The organism is Vibrio sp. 1F263, assembly GCF_041439035.1.
Taxonomy (GTDB): Bacteria; Pseudomonadota; Gammaproteobacteria; order Enterobacterales; family Vibrionaceae; genus Vibrio; species Vibrio tasmaniensis_A.
This window is the reverse complement of the sequence record NZ_JBGONI010000051.1, coordinates 1-20,392: the sequence shown is the minus strand read 5'-3', so window position 1 is coordinate 20,392 and position 20,392 is coordinate 1. Positions and strand designations below refer to the sequence as shown.

The window sequence follows — 20,392 nt, the reverse complement described above, 5'->3', positions numbered from 1 at the left end:
ATAGCTAAATCACTGAACCGACGTGGCCTCCCGCGCTTATTCTGTTTGCTTTGCGTCCAGCCACTTATCGCTTCTTCATCAATCCAAAAGGTCAAAGAACCGCGGTTAATGAGTTATTGATTGTATTTTGCTTCCAGTTGGTTGTTTTATAACGAGGTTTAGGCATAGGGCTACAAGAGGGAGTGAATGTAGCTGATCAGATCGTAGGTTTAGTTCCAATGAATTACGCAACAAAGCCGTCGTACTGATCAGTGTTGTACTAGGATTGTATTTACTCTATCCAACTTATGACGACGATTTACAGACTATTCGACCAGAAACCCCAGGCGCGTACAGTCCCGAAAAAGAGTTATCATCGACTCAATATGGCGCTGAACTCATTGAAATCCTTAATGTGTCTCGCGGTGATCCAAAACTTGCCTCCCAAAAGCTTGAAACCTTAAAAGCAACGAGCCCTAAGCAACATAAAGCTATCTATCGTGGTTATGAACTAATGATTTTATCGAATCTCGCACAGCATGATCTAGATAAACAGGCTGTGTCTGAATACACACGACAGATCAAGGCATTAGCACAGCGTGAAGATATGGGGTGGTTAAAGGCGCAATCTTTAGTTGAACTAGCGATTGAGCAGATGAGTCAAGGTGAATTGGTAGAGGCTGAATCTCAAGTTAAAGCAGCAATAAGTATCGCTGAATCAATCCAGTATGAAGAATTGTTGATAAAAGCCTACAACACTGTGGGGTCGATCAAAAACATCCAAAATGATTTTTCCGAAGCTCAGTATTTTTTTCATAAGGGCTTAAATCTTGGCAAGAAATACCCACGGCATATCTATAACAGTAAGTTGATGTCGAATATGGCATTGCTTTATATCTATCTGGAAGATTGGCCGAAAGCACTCAAACTTATCGAACAGGCCAAAAAACTCTATATCAAAAGCGGATTACGCGATGGTTCAACCATCGGTGTGTTATATGTTAATGAATCATTTGCTTATCTACGCAGTGGCGACTTAGTAAAAGGTCGAGAGGCTTATAAAAGTGCCACCAAATTTAATGATGATAGCGTAAGTGAAAGATACAAAATCCTTCTTCTAAAAGCTCAGAGTGAAGTACTGCTAGCAGAAAAGAACTTTGAGTTAGCAAGGAAAGTAACAAACCAATGTATTGGTTACCCGGGTGTTGCAAAGTACACACTCCAACTGGGTCAGTGTTACTTAAACAGAGCTTTAGCAAATATCGGTTTGAACCAAGATAACTTTGTTTTCTTTGATCTAAAACGTTCGTCTACGATGTTTGATATTGTTGGCAGCCGTAGTTGGAAGGTGCTTGGTTTCAAAGCGCTTGCAGAATACTATGAATCTAAAGGCAACAGTGAAATTGGACTTCGGTATTTCAAGCTTTATTGCAAGGGCAACAAAGCGCTGTTATTTGAAAAGCGTCAGAGTGATATCTTTTTATTAGAACAAGACTTTGCTACGGCTTCATTAGCGAAAGAGAATGAACTGCTTAATGCAGAAAAAGAGCTCGCAGAGATGACGCTAGATAAACAGAGCTTAAAAGACCGCATTGTTGTCGTACTCGGTGTTATGGTCATCATAAGCTTTGCTGTACTTCTGGTAAGGTTATGCACTATGCATAAGACCAACAAAGAGTTGGTTAAGCAATCGACGAGATGTGAGTTGACAGGTTTATTCAATAGACGCTACCTGGAACAATTGTTAACTCAGCCAATGCCATACCGTTTGTCTCCGTTCGGGTATACGCTTGCTATTTTGGACTTAGACCAATTTAAACGAGTCAATGATACATACGGACATGATATTGGGGACCAAGTTTTGGTAGAGGTTGCTAAGCGTATAGAGCGAGCGCTATCAACAAACGATGTGTTGGCTCGATGGGGTGGGGAAGAATTCGTTTTACTGCTTGCTGGCACTCAAGACCCAGACGAACAGTTGGAAATGATAAGGCAAACAATCGCTGATCAAACGATAGAAACGTATTCCGGTCCGTTAGCGTTAACTACATCAATTGGTGCGACCATTCATTTAACGTATCAAGAATTAAATAGCAGTACCTACAAACAGCATTTGAAATCAGCAGATGACGCTTTATATCAAGCAAAACAATCAGGGCGCAACCAGGTGGTCATTGCTTAGCGAAAAATACAGCTTAGTGCGAAAATACAGCTTAAATGAACCTGTAATTTAAATACTTGGCAGCCTCATCTGAATCATTCCCCTTAGGCAGAAGCGTTTAAATTTAATCGAGTAAAAGAACCTAAAGCAACCATTCAAATAAGCAAATAAGAAACTAAGCGAATAAGAGTGTTATCAACTCCTATTCGCTTAGTTTTTATATTATCTATTAAGAGTATTACTTAGCGATACTTTCTAACATTTCAACTAGCTCACTCTCTGTTGCTGGTTCTCGAGCGAGTTCAATGACTGCTGAAGCGCCACCTTTTAGCATATAAGCTTGAGTTCCACAGTGGTCATAATGGAACCACTTACCATCGACACACACATCGGTATAACATCTTGGGTCTTGTTTGAGTTCCACAGCAATTTCCTTATTAACATTTGCCTAACGTTTTTCATGCTAATTGGTCACAACTTGGTGCGATTTGATCTGAATCAATTTAATATGTAATTGATGATTTGATTATTAAATAGGAGATGTGCGTCTTGAACTGTCGAAGCCGATAAAGAGACAGCCTCTGGCGATTAAAGCGTTCAAAGGTCATGATTCCAATTCGCAGCTCTGCTTCTTTTGCTTGCCACGTGACGCTTTTCTACATACGCTAACCACTCTCTTAATCCCTATACAAATGTGATTGTGTTGGAAAATGACTAATATCTTTATCGTTGTAATTGTTCTGGTTGTGTTCTTTTACTTTATTCAAAACTATCTAGTAAAAAATGATGACACCAAAGATCATGCTTATCAAAAGAAAGGCTCGTTAATGTCGGCGCAACAAGCGACCTTCTATAACGCACTCAAATCCGCAGTGGGTAACCATGGGGAAGTATTTGCTAAAGTGAGCATGTCTAACATTGTTGTCCCCGCTAAGGCGAACAATAAAAAGAACTGGTTTATTGCGAACAACAAAATCTCACGCAGTTATTTTGACTTTGTAGTGTGCGACCCGCGAACGTTAGAGCCACGTGTAATCATCGAATTGGATAATGGAAAAGAGCTGAATAAAGGAAAGGTTGATCGCGAGAAGCTATTGATGCACGTTTGTAAATCGGCTGGCCTTCCACTTATTGGCGCTTCAATTAAGCACAGTTATCAAGTGAGCCGTTTGAAGAGGTTACTGGCAGCACACATCGATTTGATTGAGCCATCTAAAGAAGTTCGATTCTGTAAGAAATGTAGCAGCCCTATGATCATCAAACTCGCAAGCCATGGCGATTATAAAGGCCGACGTTTCTTTACTTGTAGTCGTCAACCTAACTGTACTTATACAGAGAACTACAACGTCGTGTTCGACATGGACGAAGATTCTAACTAATACCTTGCGCCAAAGTGCTCAGTAAAGGGAGAAAAGACACGAAGCATGATGATGTAGGTAATCATCGAAGTTGAACTTAAATGTGATCTACTTCAAGCCATTGATCTGCTTTGTGTTTAAATTTTATTCTGATTGTTGTTTTTAAAAGCAAACAAACAGTTTTGTGCAAATTTATCCTTGCACGCATCCAAATCACTCGCTATTATCCATCTCGTTCTGAAGCGTTAGCCACTTAATAAAGCGGTTAGATAAGTTTCACAGCATTGCCCGCTTAGCTCAGTTGGTTAGAGTACTTGCATGACATGCAAGGTGTCACTGGTTCGAGTCCAGTAGCGGGCACCACATTATACGAAAGAGCCCACCTAGTGTGGGCTTTTTTGTGCCTGTAATTCCTTGTTTTATCAGACTCTTAACCATTTCTTGGTCCCAAGAGATCCCGTGATGTGTTGTAAAATCCACCGTTTAAAGTAATCTCTGAAGTAGTCTTTTAAGATCTAAGTAATTTCGAGGTTACTTCAGGGGGTTACGATGGCGAAAAAGGTACAGCCTTTAACGGCTACTCAAATCAAACAAGCAAAGCCTAAAGAGAAAGAATATAATTTAGGTGACGGTGATGGATTATCATTGAAGATTAAGCCCATAGGAACAAAACTATGGCGTTTTTCATATTATCACCCCATTTCACGAAAGCGCTTGAACCTAGCCTTAGGTAAGTACCCTGATATCTCCCTAGCCAAAGCAAGAACTAAAGCTATTGAGGCAAGAGAGCTTCTTGCAGACGGTATTGATCCAAAAGAGCATCGTGATAATACGCTTAGAACAAAGCAGCTCGAGCTATCAAACACATTGCAAGCAGTATTTGATGACTGGATTGAAGTTAAGAAAACAAGCGTCAAAGAGCAAACGGCTAAGAAATTGAAGCAACGTATTGAGAAGTACCTCTTACCTGATCTTGGTAAGTTTCCTCTTGGTGATATTACGGCACCACAAGCGATCAAAACAATTAAACCTATTGCAAACCAAGGTAAATTAGAAACAGTAGGGCGCTTGTGTCGCAACCTCAATGAGATAATGACCTTTGCAGTAAATACTGGTGTGATTGAGCACAACAAGCTTGCAGGCATTGGTAAAGCCTTTGAAACAGCTAAGGTGACCAATCAAGCTTCGTTAACTCCTGATGAACTTCCTGAGCTCCTCAAAACAATCAACTACGCGTCAATTAAACCTATCACTCGCTGCTTGCTAGAATGGCAACTTCATACCATGACAAGACCAACTGAAACGGCCGGGGCACGTTGGGATGAAATTGATAAAGAAAAGATGCTTTGGGTTATTCCTGCTGAAAGAATGAAAAAGGGGAGAGTACATACTGTCCCTTTAACAAAACAAACTCTAGATCTATTAGAAACTATTGATTTCATCACAGGTGATAGTGAATACCTTTTCCCTGCAGACAAAAGTAACAAAAATCACATCAACAAAGAGACAGCAAATAAAGCATTAGTAAGAATGGGCATGAAGGGCAGGCAAACTTCTCACGGTTTACGCGCATTAGCTAGTACCACTCTAAATGAACAGAATTTTGACCCAGACATTATTGAAGCTGCACTTTCTCATGTAGATAGAGATAAGGTAAGAAGCGCATACAACCGTACTGATTACCTTGAGCGTCGTAAAGTTCTCATGGCGTGGTGGAGTGATCATATTGAAGGGGCTGCAACGGGAAGCTTGTCGATGAGTGGTAAAAAGAGCCTTAAGGTTGTGGGTTAGTTGTATGGGAGTGCAAAAGCAACGTATAACTTACATACTTTAACTGTACTAGCTCATACTCGTTCTGACAGCTTTGCTGACAAGTCACGATAAAGTCGTACACACATTCCGTTGGCATCGTGACTCAAAACTGGACAAAATATTCTTACATTCATCACTTAAATTAGAAAAATTCGAATAACTTTTGGTATCGGAAAATTGCTTAGTGAAGTGTCCAGTTCTACTGGAGGGAGCAGAGCACCTTAGAGCCGTTTCTCTTTCTTAAGACTGCGTTAAATCAATCTATCAGAAACTCAATATGCAATTTTGTCACTATTCATTAATGCTGAATAAACAAAGTTCACCTCTAAAGGGGATAGCCAGCCCCGAGATGAACTTTAATCTACAGCTAATTGACGTTGCTGTTGGGTGTATACTTCAGCTCGATTAGCTGATCACAACGCCAATACTTAGAAGAATCATGACCATGGTACAAAGTACGCCAAGCAATGGACCAATGAATTTTAGCCAAGATGAGTAAGCGACTCGCCCAATGGCTAGACCGCCCATCACAACGCCCGATGTCGGTGTCACAAGGTTTGGTAAACCAGAGGCAGATTGGTAGGCAGTGACAACCAGTTCACGGCCAACACCAGCAAAATCCGCGAGTGGGGCAAGAACTGGCATTGAGAGTACCGCAAGCCCTGAAGAAGAGGGAACGACCAAACACATCACGGCTTCGACCCAGTAGATAGCATTGATGAATGCGATTTCGTTTAACCCACCTAATAAGCCTTCCGCGTAATGCAAAATGGTGTGGGTTATGTTGCCGTTATCCATGACGACCACAAGGCCACGAGCAATAGCGATGATCAGGGCCACTCCCAGAAGATCGCGCGCTCCGTTTACAAAACTGTCGGTAATTTCAACTTCTGACATCCGGCCAACGAAGCCAACAAGAATGCTTGAGCCAAGAAATAGAGCGGAGAGTTCAGCCATCCACCATCCTGCTGCGGATACGCCCCACATCATAACGGCGAAAGTTAAACCGAAGATAGCCAGTACCGCTTTACGTGTGTTGTTTAGTTCTGGTGTTTCTTGCTTTTTACTGTGCAGGAAATATTCTAAGTTTGACTCTTTCTGGTGAGCGACGATTGAAAGCTCAGGGTTATTTTTCACTTTCTCTGCATAGCGCATGACATAGATAACACAAACGATCCAACCAAGAACAAGGATCACGGCACGCAGAGCAAAGCCCTCCATAAAATTGATTTCAGCTGCGTTAGAGGCAATGACAGTTGCAAAAGGGTTAATAGTAGAGCCTAAACAGCCAATACCAGCACCAACCATGATAATAGCAACGCCAACGATACTGTCGTAGCCTGCTGCGATCATTACAGGTATCAGCAGAGCGTAAAAAGGAATAGTTTCTTCCGCCATGCCGTAAACGGTACCACCCAGCGCAAACAACCCCATTAGTATAGGGATCATCCATTTCTCGCGACCTGATAGGCGTTTCATGGTTCCGGCGATGCCAGCATCAATCGCGCCGGTTTGGGTTACTACAGCCAAAAATCCACCGATAACCAATACAAATAGGGCGACGTCCACTGCACGCGCCACGTAGCTACCTGGGTCATAGAAGCCTTGAATTGGTGCCATTAAAATATCGACGATACCTTGAGGGTTTGAATCAACGGTTTGATACGTACCAACCATTGGCACCATACGGCCTAGTGTTTCATTGGTTTCCATCTGGTACTGACCGGCCGGGATAACCCAAGTTAAAATGGCCATTAGTACGGTCAGTATCATCAAAATTGTGTAGGCAGAAGGGAATTTAAATTTTGTCATTACGATGTCCTTTTATTTCTTATGGGGCCGAAGCCCCATTGGTCGGATTTAGCCCAAAAGCTGTTCCTTCACGTTAGCTAACGAATTCCATGATTTGTTGAGCGGACATATCGCCAAGTCCCATTTTTTTTAATGTTCTTCCAGATTCGAAATAATTAGTCTCGTTATACGCATTGTCGATGTGCAGACAAGATGTCACCATAGGTGTGTCAATACCGACCAGTTTACCGAGCTCGTAACAAGGGACGAGAAGGTAAGCGGCATCTTCCGTGATGTATCGGTTGCTGGCTGAGTTGGGTGCGCTGTTCAGTTTGCCGTGGGTTTCTGAAGTGCGGTTAACCTCATAAACACTTTCACATTTCATACCGTAAAGGGCATTCATTGCTTGAAGCTCAGGCAACAGTTGTAATCCTAGCGCTTTGCCTATGGATTGACGTTCTGACTCCATTACTGCTGCCGCTTTTGCTGTTGAAACTGAGCAGCAATCTTTGTAGTAATTGAATTGGCCATCGAAGTTTTCTAGTAAGCCAATATTGAGTGTTGTTAGTAATGGATGTCCGCCAAAGTTGATGTTTTCTAATCCGGCTTCAATGACATTACTAAGCCTTGTTAGAGGTAATGGCATCACAGTTTGTAAGGCTGCAATAGCCTCTTCCGTTCGATTTGCAGGATAAGCGGCGACAGGAAGGTGCTCTTTCATGCCTAAAATAGCGATCTCTGCAGGCCCAACAATTCGAGTTGCCCAGGGAATCGAGATTGCGTCAACAAAAGTGATATCTAAATGGGCAAACCCTTGTTCATTTTTAATTCGATTTAGCGCTAATGAGCCATAATTCCCTGGCATAAGCATGATAATTTGGCCATCACGTAAATGAGGCAGCATTTGAGTAAAGAGTGGCTCTTGCGCAAATGATGGAACCGGTAAGACGAGTAAGTTGGCATATGAGACTGTCTCTGCCAGATCGCGGCTGATTTTGTCACACACCTGAAAGCCACTGTAAGTCAGTTCAACGTCATTAAAGCTTTCAAGTGCACAGATCCCTCCTCGTTGTTCTATGTCTGCCAGAGGATGGTCAAAACCTGGCGAGCCATAGAGGCAGACATCAGCACCTTGTAGGGTAAAGTGATAGGCAGCTGTTAATCCAGCATTACCGGAGCCAATCACAGAGACGCGCGTTTTCATAATTTCTTCCTTATTGATTTTTGTTTTTCTGGTTGAGAGCTTAAGGAAGAAGGCATATTCGTCGCCAATGATTAAGCTGGAGACTAGTATGCAAAAAAGGAATGATGAGCGACTAGTGTTATCTCAAGGCATTGACTTTATTAGTATAAATTGATTTCACCAAAGTAGTCTGGCATCTCTGTAACTGTGAACTTACTCAGAATCATATTCATTGAGGTTTCGCATTGGCCCGATTTTGAGCTGAATATTCATCGCGTCAGCTTGTAACATGAATTGCTCAATGAACTGTTCCGCATTTCGGTGAATGGGCTTTAACGAAGGGTAGAGAATATCAAATTCAAACGGCAGGCCGAATACTAGTGGTTTCATTACGACCTTTGGGTGCTCGCTTTCCATGTAAGCGGTAAATGGATCAGTGATCGCGATCCCGACGCCTTCTCGAACTAAGGTTGCAGCGGTGCTTGCCAGTGAGACTTCGATTTGCTCAATCGTTGATAGGTCATAGCGACGTAACAATGCATCGACTCTTCTCTGAGTAATATCCTTTTCGTGGCGGATGAGCACTTGACCCGCGATATCGTAGATGTCTATGACCGAGCGTTTGGCCAGTGGCGAATCGGAGGGGATAAGACAGACGCATTCGCATTCTACTTTTTGTGCTTTTACACCCGCGAGGTGATCATCAATAAACGCAAAGCCAATATCTGTTGTTTGACTTTGAACCCGCTGAATCACCTCTTCGGAACGATATGTTTTAAATCCGACTTTGACTTTAGGCGCTTGCTTTAAAAAGACCGCCAAGATTCTGGGCAAAAAGGCGTTTGAGAGAAGAGGCATCGCAGCAATATTCAGTGTCCCGAAATGGCGCGAGCGAATTGAATGCGCAGCGTGATCGAGACTTGATACAGCATCAAAGACTTTGGAGACTTCAATATAGAAGGCTTCTCCCTCATTACTAAGCTCCAAGCGATTTCGTTTACGAGTAAAAAGTTGAAAGCCAATTCTTTGTTCTAAACTGGCTAATAGTCGACTGACAGCGGATTGACTAAGCGATAAGCGCTCTGCCGCGGCAGTGACGGTTTGACATTCAACAATGGCTTTAAAAGCATTGAGTTGGGTTAGCTTCATTACATACAGCTCTGGATACAGGAATCGATGAAATTACCAGAAGCTCTAGTGGAATACCTTGAGCTGCAATGAGTAATCAACAATTTCTTGGCAAGTTTAAAGCTCAACTAAAAGTCGTTTTAAACAGTGATGTATGAAGATGACGTGGAGTACAAACGTTTAATGGGAGAGTTTTAGATAAGCCCTTATATATTTCAAAATGTAATTTATGGTTCTGTTAACGGTCTAGTTATTGAACTAGACCGTTAACACATGGGCCTCCCGGTGGATAATCGCTACAAATTTTAAATTTTGGTTTTGCGTGCTGCAGTCACAAGTAGCTCGACCTTGAGTTCATGGCTAGCGAGTTTCGCTTCACCACAAGCTCGCGCAGGTGCGAACCCTTCATCAAACCATTCATCCCATACTGCATTCATTTCATTGAAATCACTCATGTCAGCTAGCCATACTGTGACCTGTAAAACATGCTGACAATCACTTCCTGCTTCTATAAGAAGGCTTTCTACTCTCGTAAGCGCTTCTCTTGTTTGCTCCGCAACGCTTGTACCACGGACTCCGACTTGACCACATAAATATACTGTGTCGTTGTGGGTTACAATTTTGCTCATACGTTGATTAGTATACAGTCTCTGTATCTTGCTCATACTTAGTATTTCCTTTGTTATACTTTTTAATAAATGAACTCTTTGCTGGGGTGAGACTTGCTAGCTCTCCAAGTTTCAATGGTTTAATAGGATTGCGTAGTCGGTAGTAGCCTACTTTTTCCATTGAAATTCCGACTTTGTCACTAATAATATGGGCCACCGTTGAGCCACAATGGCGTCCTTGACACGGGCCCATGCCACAACGAGTGAACGTTTTTATTTGATTAATCCCGCAGGTTCCCTGATCTACGTGATCGCGGATTTGTTTTGCTGTTACTTCTTCACACCGACAAACGATCGTTTGGTCGCTGGGGGTGAGTGCTTGCTTAGGTGGGGTGTACAGCGCATCAAGAAACGGTCGTACCGATAGCTCTTTGTTTATTATCGCTTTTATGGGGTTATCGTTATTTTTATTTATGAGATTACCGTTAAGCTCAAGATCTTGCAGAGTATTTTGTGCGACGAGCTCCCCTTGTAATTCTGCAACGAGTGCTCCTCCAATGCCCCCGCTGTCGCCAGCAACAAAGACACCGTAACGTGAACTCATGTTGTTACTGTCTAATTTAGGCTTCCAGCAAACTTGTAATGAATCCCAAACATGTTCCAACCCCATAGCGCGAGTGAGTTGGACGTTAGGAATCACTCCAATATGTGCTAAGACAGTTTCACCTTTAAGTTCGACGGCTCTTCCTGAGCTTTGAAAGGTTAAACCTTCTAAACGTCGGCTACCCAGTGCTTCAATGTGAGTAGAAGATGTATAACGCTTGATCCCAAGCTTATGAATCTTGGAAAGGAGCGTTAAGCCTTTGGCTATGTAATTGCGTCCTTGCCATGCATTCAACCAATATCCGGCTGCTTTAAAGTAACTAGCGCTTTGCTGAGTATCGACAATGGCCTTCGGTGTAGCGCCGGCATCGCTCATCTGTACGGCGAGTAGGTAGAGAAGGGGACCTGTTCCAACCAAGATTGCATCTTTAGGGACAATGCCTGATGTTTTCATCATGATTTGGCAAGCCCCTGCAGTCATCACCCCTGGTAGTGTCCAACCTGAGAATGGGAATGGTCTCTCAATTGCCCCCGTTGCTATGATGATTTTCTTCGCGGTCGCTTTTTGAGCTTTCCCATCGCGACTCCAATAAACCGCGTTGTCTGAATCAATTCGCCATAGCGTAGCGCCAGAGAAATAAGAGATGTTAGCTTGGTTAAAAGTTTTAACGAGTTCGGCACCTCTTAAATAATCTGGCCCGAAGATATGTCCGTGTGGGTGACCTGATTCTTGTATGGCTCTATAAATTTGGCCTCCTGGACGAGCTTGTTCGTCGATAACCATGACATTTGCTCCCGCCATAGAGCATTGAACTGCTGCTGCCATTCCTGCAGGCCCAGATCCGATCACACACACATCAAAATTCATGTTTGATTGTTCCAGCATGAAACCTCCTATTACATTGTTTGTCGGCGAATTTTCATGCCGTCTTTAATCAAATTCATGCAAGCTTGAACGTTAGGTTCTCCATCAACTTCAACGCGGCACTCAAAGCAACTACCCATCATACAAAACGGTGCTCTTGGTGAGCCGGATTGAGGCGTTGTACGAGTATGATCTACCGTTGCTGCTAGCAATGCTGCAGCTATGGTATCTCCGTCATACGCCATGTAATATTGACCTTCCCATTCAAACTGAATTGATGCTTTCTCTTTATCCGAGGCAAGTCGTTGGAATCTAGAATCTGTCTTCACTGAATACCTCCAGATCTGGTGCGTTAGTAGATTGCTCAAGCCAATGCGGTAACAAATAACTATGGACTGCGGCTAGTGTAATACCGCTGTGGCAACTCACTAGGTAAGCTCCTGGATGTGTTTTTGATTGTTGATATATTGGTAGGCCATCAGGTGAAACGATCCGAGTCGCACCCCAACTTCGAATTAGCCTGGTGTGCTCTAAAAATGGATAAACAGCAATCGCTCGCTCAGCTATAGCAGCTGTAGTTTCGATGGTGTCATTGTTGTCAAATCCAGCATTCTCCTTAGAGTCTCCTATCTGGATACCACCTTCATCTACCTGGCGAATAATACCGGAGGGGCGCTTCACCTTTTTGGGGAGCTTTTCAGTGATTAAAACTTGCCCTTTTTGAGGAGAGACTAATGCTTTGAAGTTGAGTTTTGGGCCTAATTGAGCTGCTCCTAAACCTGCAGACAAAACAACTTTGTCGCTAGAATAAATCCTCCCATCTTCTAACGTGACTTGAAACGTTCCCGACTTATCTTGGTTAATATCAGACACATTCGTTCCAGTAATTAAATTAGCACCGAGCTTTCGGATCGCGGCAGTATACGCATTGAGTAACTTCAATGGATTGACATGACCATCTTCTGCTCCGTAAATTGCACCGACGACGTCAGGGCCAATTTCGGGCTCCTCCTGTATTAGGCGTTTGCGATCCCAAATTTCATATGGATGGTCGCTATTCAATTGCTTACGTAGGTGCTCATACTGCTTAGCTTTAGCCATTAATTCTTCTTCACAGAAGTGGAAATCGTATCCCCCTTCTTGCACTAGGTTAAGCTTATGTCCGGTAACGTTTTCTAATTCTTCTGCGAGCTCTTTCCATAACTTTACAGATCGGCGAGTCCATGCTGCATAGTGAGGTGCGTCGAGCCCTTTACTCGACAACCAAACCAAGCCAAAATTGCCACGAGATGCACGATGATCGAGGTCGCCGCCATCCAGTACTGTTACCTGATGACCCGCTTTAAGAAGGCCATAAGCTAGTGCGCAACCCACAATTCCGCCACCGACAACAATATATTCCGGTTTCATAACATTCTCTTATGCTTTCGTTGAGGGGGCAGGGGTGCCCCCTTTGGTTGGTGTTTCTTAATTAAGCGCTTTGTCTAAGATTGGCTGGCTCCAATCAGAACCGATATCGTCAATAATTTGAGGCCATACTGTAGCGCGTACTTTGTTAGCTGTTTTGCTCAACTGACTTGGAGTCATTTCTATGATTGTTGCACCAGCTTCTACCAGTTTTTGTTCATTGGCTTTCTGGTCTAGTTGTGCAGCGCCCCAACGACGGTTTTCAAATTGAGCTGCGGCTGTTTTGAGAGCTGCTCTCTCTGCTTCATCGAGATCTTCTAAGCGCTCAGAATTGATCATCAGGTACCAGATTTCGAAGTGGGTATTGAGAGGAATATAGGTTTTTGTTACATCACGGAATGAAGCATAATAGCCTTCAGCTCCAGAACCAATAACACCATCAACTACACCAGTTTGTACTGCCGTAAAAGCTTCTGAAAAAGGTAGGGGTGAACCAATATAGCCGACGTTATCTGCTAATAACTGGAAACTCTTGATCGGTGGTACACGAAGCTTAATACCTTTGGTTATATCGGGATCACCAGCACCAACTGCATTACGGTTTAACGAAATTCCTCCAAAGTAAACAGGGTAGGCTGCGAGCAATGTTATATCTTGTTTAGCAAATAGCTCTTCCATTGCTTCACGTACTGGTGCATTCGAACCGTAGATACTTTGAGCTTCTTGCCAATCGTTTGCTAAGAAAGGTAATAAACCAATTTGCATTCTACGGTCGGTAGATGTGGAGGCTGGTTGCAATGCCATATCAATTGCACCAATTGAAATTCGTTCCTGTACTAACGTGTAATCACCTAAAGCGTTAGCAGCATAGACTCTTAGTTTAAGGTCGCCATCTGTCGAGGCTTTTAGATCGTTGCTTAACTGCTTGATGTCATTATCAACTACGGTACCTTGTGGGCGTACATGACTGATTTTTAGCGTTGTAGCATGTGCAGGGAAAGTACTTAGGGCGGCGGCCATAAGTGATGCCAACATAGTGACATTTTTTATTGTTTTTAATGGTTTTAACTTACTTGTTTTTAACATTGTTAATTTCCTTTTAATAACCAAACATAGTAGGGAGGTACAGAGATAATTCTGACCAAAAAGACGTAAGAATTACGACAGGTAGATACCCAAATAAAATGAGTAGCATTGCAGGCCCAACAACTTCAGAGAATTTTACGTTACCGATGCGAGCACCAAGGTATAGGATTGACGCATATGGTGGGGTTACTCCGCCCATCGCGGTATTGACTCCCATGATTGCAGCAAATTGAATTGGGCTGATGCCAATTGCCGTCATTAGTGGCAAAAGCAAAGGCGCTATAAGAATGATTGCAGTCAAATCGTTCACGACCATACCAACGACAAACAACAACAGATTAATAAAAATTAGTAATAAAAATTTGTCATCAGTAATATTGAAGATAGCTTCAACTAATTGTTGGGGGATTCCTTCTACAACAAACATTTGGCTAAGAATTAGACTGAATAAAATCATAAACATGATAGATCCAACCGCTGTTGCAGATTCTTTGCCGGATTCTAATAATGTCTTCCAACTCAATCCTTTATAGATCATAAAGCCGACTGGAACAGCATAGATAACAGCAACTGCCGCAGCTTCTGTTGGAGTCATAATGCCGCCATAAATACCACCAAGGATAATTACTGGCATCAATAAAGCAGGCACTGCGTTAAATGTTTGGCTAGAAGCTTTCTTAAACATCTCTGGTAAGCTCAGCTTGTCATCTAAAACAAGTGGGAACTTACGAGCCATAAACATATTGATTGCGGCAAAGTTGAACGTAACCAACAATCCAGGACCAAGTGTCGCGAGGAAACAAGCCAGAATTGATGTGTCAGTAACCCAACCATAAACAATCATTGTCACGCTTGGCGGAATGAGTAGACCTAATATTGACGAGTTAGCAATGAGTGCTGTCGCATAGGCTCGCGGGTAGCCTCGTTTTTCCATCTCGGGGATAAGTAGTGGCCCGATAGCTGCAATACCGGTTAATCCGCTTCCAGAAATTGCCCCGATAATCGCGCAACTAACGGAAGCTACGATACCTAGCCCACCACGTATATGACCGACAAATACGTTCACAAAACCTAACAAACTAGCAGCGATCCCGCTCCTACTCATAATGGTCCCAGCTAAAACAAATAAAGGAATGGCCAACAATACGGGGTTCATCAACTGCCCGGCTCCCCACATCATATTGCCTTTCATCGACATGTCACCGGCAATACTCATTACCATCAACGCGCCGCCGAAACAAAATGGAAGGGGTACGCCGATAGTTAGTAGTATGACCAAAACTGCGACGGCTAATAGAGCAACTTCAATCATTGTTTCACCTTATTTACGAAAGACGATGGAGTTCTAAGCTGGTTAACCAACTTTATGATATGTATGGCAATAAAAAGAGTGATCAGAAGAAGTCCGATGAATACGGAGCATTCATGATAAAAAGTAGGGATATAGAGGGTAGGGCTTTCTTTCCATACGCGCCAAGCGTACTTGACATAGTCCCACGCCCAATAAGTAAGCCAGCTTGAAATAATAAAACTTATTACTTCTCCGACTAGTGCCAAAATTGTGTGCCCGCGTTCACTTTTTATGAAAATTTCTAAGACATTTGCTCGTATCTGAGAGTTTTCTCTTGAAGCATTAACGGCCCCAAGCATATATAGCCAGATTGTAGGAATGACCATTGATTCTTCGAGTCCCATAATTGGGATCTCAAAAATATATCGTGTCACAACCTGAATAAATTGCATTAGAGCTACAGATGCAATTAAGGCCGTGAGCAAGTATCGAAATTTTTGCTCCACTGTATGTTTCCTTATTGTTGTATTTGTAATTATTTGGTTATTTTATTGGTGACAATCAATAAAAACAAATTTAAAATTACTCTAAAGTCATAAATTTAACTTATAGGGTGTCATGAGCAATCTTTCGATAAAACAATTAGAAACGTTCCGTGCCGTAATGCGTTCGGGATCGGTGACTGTGGCTGCAAAAACCTTATGCCGAACTCAACCAGCAGTGAGCTCTATGATCGTAGGTCTTGAGAAGGAGCTAGGTTTGACACTTTTTGAACGACAAAAGGGGCGTTTAATCCCCAACCCTGAAGCATATTTTTTGTTAGAAGAAACTGATGCGATTTTAGAACGTTTAACCCGTTCAACTCAGTTAATGGCAGAAGTGAAAAACCTGACTAGAGGGAAGTTACGTATTGCTTGTATGCCTGCTGCAGCATTATTTTTTATGCCGCATGTTATAGCTGAATATGTAAAGGACAGACCTGAAGTTGAAGTATCCATGATGATGCGAAGTTCTACTATTGTTCAAGACTGGATTGCATCTCAGCAGTACGATATAGGTTATTCAGAGCTGCCTAAGGACAGAGATTCATTTCATGTAGAACCTATCCAGCTTGAGGGAGTATGTGCACTACACAAGGATCATCCTTTAGCGAGTAAACCGCTCATTACTCCACAAGACTTAGATAATGTCCCCCTAGCAGCGCTGTTTACTCGTCATTCAGCAAGTGAGCACACAAGGCTGTTATTTGAAGAATACAACGCCACTTATCGACCTAGGTTTGAGCTTCAAAACTACATCTCTGGTTTTGAGTTTGTCGAACAACAGTTATGTGCTTGTATCTGTGACCCTATCAGTGCCGCTAGTTATAAACTATATAAAGGAAATCAAGGGAACGTTGTATTTCGTCCATTTGCTCCTGCTATAGCTTATGATCACGCAATACTCACACCTGCTCACAAACCAATGTCAAAGCTTGCTGAAGTCTTTGCTTTAAATATCCGACAAGCAGTAGATGAATTTGTGTCCGATATAAATGATTTCTAAAGGGCGTATATGTTGCGTCTTAATAGCCCTAAACTCCAACATCGTGGTTAGCTTGATGGTAAGTTACAGTTCAATCATCAACTTTCCTGTGGTGTTGATCATTATGAGTATTGAGACCTTCTCCTACGGGGTATTGTATTTCTATGAACCGGAAAACATTTAGTAGCTGCTATTTCTGCTATTAATAGCGACTTATAGCGACAAGTGGAGTAGTTAGATGAGGCTATCGAACAAAAAGTTTTACATGTTGGGTGATGTAGACTCTGATAGAGCTATCGCTGATAAACTAAATAAATGCCATGATTTGGGCATTTCTGTTTTCGTGAAGGTACCTGATGGCTGCAATGTATGGGCTATTGATCCAAAACTTGAGCAACTTACCGAAGCCGATGTAGTTCTGAGTGAAAGCGCTTTACTTAAGAAATTACAGCTAAATAGGTATTTTTTTTGGGGCCAAGAATTCGATCCATTCGAGGCTCCACGCATAAATACATCTGAGTTGTATTCATCGACCAAACTTTGTGATGTTGAACTTCTGGAACTAAATCCTGATGATCTAAAGAAGCTTGCGGCTTCTCACGAAGTTTCGGTTAATACGTTTAAAGGAGTATTTCTGTTTGATGGCGAAGACGATGTGAACCTATGCAGGTCAGTACCTGTATCGAAGTACGTTTTTGAAGTTGATGAGTCTCATAAGGTGGCCCTTAAAAATAAACTTTCCGTTGTTAAGTTTACTGGCGTAAAGCTGAAGTATGCGGTATGTAAGCAAGCAGCTACTATAGAGCCTAAGTTCAACGTCCCTTTGGACCACATAAAGATCCAGAATGTTGTCGCTCAGGAAGGCTATATCTTGGAAGCCGATGTTTCGAAATTGCTTTTCAATCAAGTTGATTACGAAAAGAGCATTTACCATCTAGAGCCGGAATATCACGTCTCATCATCTTTTTTGGAGTTGTCAAAAGTTGGGTTTAAAATTTACGTTAAAAAAGATCCTACTTTATCTGGCGGTGTTTCCAGCTTTATAGGAAGGCAGTGTCATAGCTTCCATACTAAGCCACTTCGTGAAGCTGGAGCTTTTTTGATAAGCCCAAAGCCGACTGGACGTGCCAAAAACAAAGGTTGTCAGTTTCCGTACTTGAAAGAAATATTTGATACTTATTGGCAAGGTGCGTTGGGTTTAACGGGGAAAGAAATAAAGCAGCGTATCGAACACGTTACGAGTGCAATAGAAGAGCTTGAAATCAATTCGACATATGCACAAGCAGCTGAAAAAATTATACGTCCAGACCAATACAAAACAAAATGAAAGGAGTTTAACCCCTTTAAATATAAGGGGTGTAGTCGTTTTTTTCCTCTAAATGACGCCTATCTCCTATGACTTATTCTCGACGTTGCTGTTTACTTCTCCCATCGAACCATTTGGGAGAAATCAGATGCAACAAGAACAATTAGCACATCACACAAACCGAATCTTACGCTTAAGAGATCTAATATCGCTAACAGGTCTTTCCCGTACCACTATCTACGAAAAACAAAACCCTAACTCATCAAGATTTGATCCAACATTCCCACCTAAAATTAAGCTAGGAGCTAGAGCTGTTGGGTGGCAAATGGAAGGAATCATTATTTGGATCAATCTGATGAAGCATCAATCTACAGTTAATGCTGAATTTTCGCCCCAAGATAATGGTTAACTCGAAGGATTGTATATGAGACAGCAACGCCAAATTTACTTTCCAGTAAATTGTGAAATTCCCCCGAATGTCGCTAAATCAGACTTAATAGCTAAGGCGTTTAACGAAGCAGCAGATATTACTCAAGCACCATCACCTATGGTGTATTTGACCACGATCAGTGCTGTATCTGTAGCATTGCAGGGCTTGATAAATGTAGAGCTGCCTACGGGTAAAATTGCTCCAGTCTCTTTGATGTCACTGAGCATTGCCGAGTCTGGGGAACGAAAATCGTCTGTAGAAAATTTACTTACGAAAGGGATTAAGTTATTCCATAGAGAAAATATGGAGCATTACCAAAGCCGACTAAAAGAGTACGCGATTAGATCAAGACTTCATGACAAGAAAAAGGCTCAGATAGAGAAATCTATCGATTTAGATGAGGCATATGATGAACTAGTGAATGCTTTGATAGCTCACGACTCTAGTAAGCCGAAAAAACCCGTACTTGATTCTCTGATCTTCGAAGACAGTACCATAGAGGCTTTGCTCAGTGATTTAAGCGAACATATTCCCAATGCTTATCTTGGTTCTAGTGAAGGAGGAGTGTTGCTGAATAGTCGAATCATGTCTCAGACAGCAAATCTTAACTCTATTTGGAGTGGCGATGAAATAACGGTAAGCAGAAAATCAGTTGGCTCCTTCACGGTAGGTGGTGCCCGACTGACAATGAATATCATGACACAATGGAGTGCTTTAGATCGGTTCATGAATAAAACGAAAGGAGACGTTCGCGGAAATGGTTTTTTGTCTCGATTTCTTGTCTGCGCACCGGAATCTAATTGTGGTTTTAGGCAATCCTACGGTATTGATTATTCTGAGGGTAACTTGAATCGGTTTAACGAAAGGCTCCACCAGCTGTTGTCACAGTCCGCTGCTTTATCAGGCTATACGAACAAGAGAACGGTTAGTTTTTCCAATGAAGCAAAAAAAGCTTGGTTTGATATAGCTAATCATATTGAACTAGAGATGGGACCAGATGGCGCATTTGAGCATGCAAAGGATCACGCGTCAAAGTTGCCTGAAAATATCGCTAGGTTGGCAGCCCTAGTTCATAGTTTCGATAATTTATCAGAAGAAGAAATATCTTTAGATACATTATTGGAAGCAATTGACTTAGTTGCTTATTTCTCAAAGGAGTTCATGAAGGTTTTTTCTGCTCCACCAAAATACGTGGTAGATGCTGATAATCTATATTTTTGGTTTTGTAATCAGTCCTTGTGTGGGGTTCGATATATAAAGAGGAATGATCTGCTTCAATATGGGCCTAATGGGACAAGAAAGAAAAAGGATCTGGATTTGGCATTGGGTGAGTTAAGGAGAACAAACAATTTTAAAGAGGTGGTAATACATAGAACTAGAGTTATTGATTTATACCCCAAAGATGCATTTGATGCCGAGCAACTTAAACATGACCTATCAATATTAATCGACGAAGTTCTTTAATGAATAATTTAGGTTAGAAAATGAAGTTACTATGAATAGATCAAGTTGCGGAGTTGACAGGGCTTAGTAAAACAACAATCTATCACTATATGAGTACAGGACAATTTTCGCAGTGTATTAAAGTCGGCCTTAGAGTTTCCCGGTGGTTAGGAAGTGATGTAGCGGCTTGGGTTGAGGCCAAAAGAAGAGAGAAATTGGAATTGAACATTTATAACCTTGAGACTTCATATCAAGTAATTAATGAGATTTTTAACTAAACAAACCACTTGAAAAAATAACATGATTGATATTTATATTTGGATGTCGTGTAAATGTTTTATCAGAGTTTATTTGACCTTTAGGTGGCTTTGTTGCGTAATTCAATGGAACTAAATCAAGAACCTACGATCTGATCAG

The 20,392-nt window shown here is 42.0% G+C and carries 19 protein-coding genes, 1 tRNA gene and 1 pseudogene; 9 read left to right on the top strand and 12 right to left on the bottom strand.

Features of this window, described 5'->3' with window-relative positions; all coding sequences use genetic code 11:
- Positions 1-166: pseudogene (locus tag ACED25_RS21125) on the bottom strand (transposase); the annotation flags it as partial.
- A gap of 81 nt (positions 167-247) precedes the next feature.
- On the opposite strand from ACED25_RS21125, the gene ACED25_RS21120 reads away from it, so the two are divergent.
- A complete protein-coding gene (locus ACED25_RS21120; RefSeq protein WP_371696014.1) occupies positions 248-2,161 on the top strand; it encodes a diguanylate cyclase domain-containing protein in 1,914 nt (637 codons plus the stop codon).
- A 217-nt stretch (positions 2,162-2,378) separates the two neighbouring features.
- Here ACED25_RS21120 and ACED25_RS21115 read toward each other — a convergent pair whose 3' ends face one another.
- Complete coding sequence (locus ACED25_RS21115) at positions 2,379-2,564, bottom strand: hypothetical protein (protein ID WP_009846910.1); 186 nt, start codon at positions 2,562-2,564, stop codon at positions 2,379-2,381.
- Positions 2,565-2,850: 286 nt separating this feature from the next.
- Between ACED25_RS21115 and ACED25_RS21110 the strand changes: the two genes are divergently transcribed.
- The 3 genes from ACED25_RS21110 to ACED25_RS21100 all read left to right on the top strand — a co-directional run bounded on the left by ACED25_RS21110 (position 2,851) and on the right by ACED25_RS21100 (position 5,289).
- On the top strand, positions 2,851-3,519 hold the full coding sequence (locus ACED25_RS21110; RefSeq protein ID WP_029223195.1) for a DUF2726 domain-containing protein: 669 nt from the start codon (positions 2,851-2,853) through the stop codon (positions 3,517-3,519).
- 265 nt (positions 3,520-3,784) lie between these two features.
- Positions 3,785-3,861: transfer RNA gene (locus tag ACED25_RS21105), tRNA-Val, on the top strand.
- Positions 3,862-4,047: 186 nt separating this feature from the next.
- On the top strand, positions 4,048-5,289 hold the full coding sequence (locus tag ACED25_RS21100; protein WP_123301321.1) for an integrase domain-containing protein: 1,242 nt from the start codon (positions 4,048-4,050) through the stop codon (positions 5,287-5,289).
- A 426-nt stretch (positions 5,290-5,715) separates the two neighbouring features.
- On the opposite strand, the gene ACED25_RS21095 is transcribed toward ACED25_RS21100, so the two are convergent.
- From ACED25_RS21095 to ACED25_RS21050, 10 genes are all read right to left on the bottom strand, one after another.
- Positions 5,716-7,122: a YfcC family protein gene (locus ACED25_RS21095; RefSeq protein ID WP_048611918.1), complete on the bottom strand. Its 1,407-nt coding sequence runs from the start codon at positions 7,120-7,122 to the stop codon at positions 5,716-5,718.
- A gap of 73 nt (positions 7,123-7,195) precedes the next feature.
- Positions 7,196-8,305: an NAD/NADP octopine/nopaline dehydrogenase family protein gene (locus ACED25_RS21090; protein ID WP_132941366.1), complete on the bottom strand. Its 1,110-nt coding sequence runs from the start codon at positions 8,303-8,305 to the stop codon at positions 7,196-7,198.
- 192 nt (positions 8,306-8,497) lie between these two features.
- Positions 8,498-9,433 (bottom strand): LysR family transcriptional regulator, encoded by a 936-nt coding sequence (locus ACED25_RS21085; RefSeq protein ID WP_123301319.1) that lies wholly within the window; start codon positions 9,431-9,433, stop codon positions 8,498-8,500.
- A 284-nt stretch (positions 9,434-9,717) separates the two neighbouring features.
- On the bottom strand, positions 9,718-10,077 hold the full coding sequence (locus ACED25_RS21080) for a RidA family protein (protein ID WP_371696012.1): 360 nt from the start codon (positions 10,075-10,077) through the stop codon (positions 9,718-9,720).
- Positions 10,049-11,509: an FAD-dependent oxidoreductase gene (locus ACED25_RS21075; protein WP_371696011.1), complete on the bottom strand. Its 1,461-nt coding sequence runs from the start codon at positions 11,507-11,509 to the stop codon at positions 10,049-10,051. Before ACED25_RS21075 ends, ACED25_RS21080 begins: the two co-directional genes overlap by 29 nt.
- Positions 11,510-11,520: 11 nt before the next feature.
- Positions 11,521-11,817 (bottom strand): (2Fe-2S)-binding protein, encoded by a 297-nt coding sequence (locus ACED25_RS21070; protein WP_113795645.1) that lies wholly within the window; start codon positions 11,815-11,817, stop codon positions 11,521-11,523.
- Positions 11,801-12,898 carry an NAD(P)/FAD-dependent oxidoreductase gene (locus ACED25_RS21065; RefSeq protein ID WP_371696009.1) on the bottom strand — a complete coding sequence of 366 codons (1,098 nt, stop codon included), beginning with the start codon at positions 12,896-12,898 and terminating at the stop codon, positions 11,801-11,803. The genes ACED25_RS21070 and ACED25_RS21065 overlap by 17 nt, the downstream gene beginning before the upstream one ends.
- Before the next feature lie 57 nt (positions 12,899-12,955).
- Entirely contained in the window at positions 12,956-13,981 is a 1,026-nt protein-coding gene (gene dctP / locus ACED25_RS21060) for a TRAP transporter substrate-binding protein DctP (RefSeq protein ID WP_371696008.1), read from the bottom strand.
- A 13-nt stretch (positions 13,982-13,994) separates the two neighbouring features.
- Positions 13,995-15,293, bottom strand: coding sequence for a TRAP transporter large permease (locus ACED25_RS21055; protein ID WP_371696007.1), 1,299 nt, complete (start codon positions 15,291-15,293; stop codon positions 13,995-13,997).
- On the bottom strand, positions 15,290-15,778 hold the full coding sequence (locus tag ACED25_RS21050) for a TRAP transporter small permease (RefSeq protein ID WP_016800854.1): 489 nt from the start codon (positions 15,776-15,778) through the stop codon (positions 15,290-15,292). The genes ACED25_RS21055 and ACED25_RS21050 overlap by 4 nt, the downstream gene beginning before the upstream one ends.
- Positions 15,779-15,890: 112 nt before the next feature.
- Between ACED25_RS21050 and ACED25_RS21045 the strand changes: the two genes are divergently transcribed.
- The 5 genes from ACED25_RS21045 to ACED25_RS21025 all read left to right on the top strand — a co-directional run bounded on the left by ACED25_RS21045 (position 15,891) and on the right by ACED25_RS21025 (position 20,253).
- Complete coding sequence (locus ACED25_RS21045) at positions 15,891-16,817, top strand: LysR substrate-binding domain-containing protein (protein WP_371696006.1); 927 nt, start codon at positions 15,891-15,893, stop codon at positions 16,815-16,817.
- A gap of 244 nt (positions 16,818-17,061) precedes the next feature.
- Positions 17,062-18,123 carry a hypothetical protein gene (locus ACED25_RS21040; protein ID WP_371696005.1) on the top strand — a complete coding sequence of 354 codons (1,062 nt, stop codon included), beginning with the start codon at positions 17,062-17,064 and terminating at the stop codon, positions 18,121-18,123.
- A 127-nt stretch (positions 18,124-18,250) separates the two neighbouring features.
- Positions 18,251-18,511, top strand: a complete 261-nt coding sequence (locus ACED25_RS21035) for an AlpA family transcriptional regulator (RefSeq protein ID WP_048667397.1) — start codon at positions 18,251-18,253, stop codon at positions 18,509-18,511.
- A 15-nt stretch (positions 18,512-18,526) separates the two neighbouring features.
- Positions 18,527-19,996 carry a YfjI family protein gene (locus ACED25_RS21030; RefSeq protein ID WP_371696004.1) on the top strand — a complete coding sequence of 490 codons (1,470 nt, stop codon included), beginning with the start codon at positions 18,527-18,529 and terminating at the stop codon, positions 19,994-19,996.
- A gap of 35 nt (positions 19,997-20,031) precedes the next feature.
- Positions 20,032-20,253, top strand: coding sequence for an AlpA family phage regulatory protein (locus ACED25_RS21025; RefSeq protein ID WP_080967977.1), 222 nt, complete (start codon positions 20,032-20,034; stop codon positions 20,251-20,253).
- Positions 20,254-20,392 lie beyond the last annotated feature (139 nt).

What these genes read in the sequence shown, in the direction of transcription:
- dctP (WP_371696008.1), bottom strand. Translation starts at nt 13,981, where the DNA reads ATGTTAAAAACAAGTAAGTTAAAACCATTAAAAACAATAAAAAATGTC.
- ACED25_RS21030 (WP_371696004.1), top strand. Translation starts at nt 18,527, where the DNA reads ATGAGACAGCAACGCCAAATTTACTTTCCAGTAAATTGTGAAATTCCC.
- ACED25_RS21065 (WP_371696009.1), bottom strand. Translation starts at nt 12,898, where the DNA reads ATGAAACCGGAATATATTGTTGTCGGTGGCGGAATTGTGGGTTGCGCA.
- ACED25_RS21035 (WP_048667397.1), top strand. Translation starts at nt 18,251, where the DNA reads ATGCAACAAGAACAATTAGCACATCACACAAACCGAATCTTACGCTTA.
- ACED25_RS21100 (WP_123301321.1), top strand. Translation starts at nt 4,048, where the DNA reads ATGGCGAAAAAGGTACAGCCTTTAACGGCTACTCAAATCAAACAAGCA.
- ACED25_RS21075 (WP_371696011.1), bottom strand. Translation starts at nt 11,509, where the DNA reads ATGCTGGAACAATCAAACATGAATTTTGATGTGTGTGTGATCGGATCT.
- ACED25_RS21080 (WP_371696012.1), bottom strand. Translation starts at nt 10,077, where the DNA reads ATGAGCAAGATACAGAGACTGTATACTAATCAACGTATGAGCAAAATT.
- ACED25_RS21085 (WP_123301319.1), bottom strand. Translation starts at nt 9,433, where the DNA reads ATGAAGCTAACCCAACTCAATGCTTTTAAAGCCATTGTTGAATGTCAA.
- ACED25_RS21040 (WP_371696005.1), top strand. Translation starts at nt 17,062, where the DNA reads ATGTTGGGTGATGTAGACTCTGATAGAGCTATCGCTGATAAACTAAAT.
- ACED25_RS21055 (WP_371696007.1), bottom strand. Translation starts at nt 15,293, where the DNA reads ATGATTGAAGTTGCTCTATTAGCCGTCGCAGTTTTGGTCATACTACTA.
- ACED25_RS21095 (WP_048611918.1), bottom strand. Translation starts at nt 7,122, where the DNA reads ATGACAAAATTTAAATTCCCTTCTGCCTACACAATTTTGATGATACTG.
- ACED25_RS21045 (WP_371696006.1), top strand. Translation starts at nt 15,891, where the DNA reads ATGAGCAATCTTTCGATAAAACAATTAGAAACGTTCCGTGCCGTAATG.
- ACED25_RS21090 (WP_132941366.1), bottom strand. Translation starts at nt 8,305, where the DNA reads ATGAAAACGCGCGTCTCTGTGATTGGCTCCGGTAATGCTGGATTAACA.
- ACED25_RS21110 (WP_029223195.1), top strand. Translation starts at nt 2,851, where the DNA reads ATGACTAATATCTTTATCGTTGTAATTGTTCTGGTTGTGTTCTTTTAC.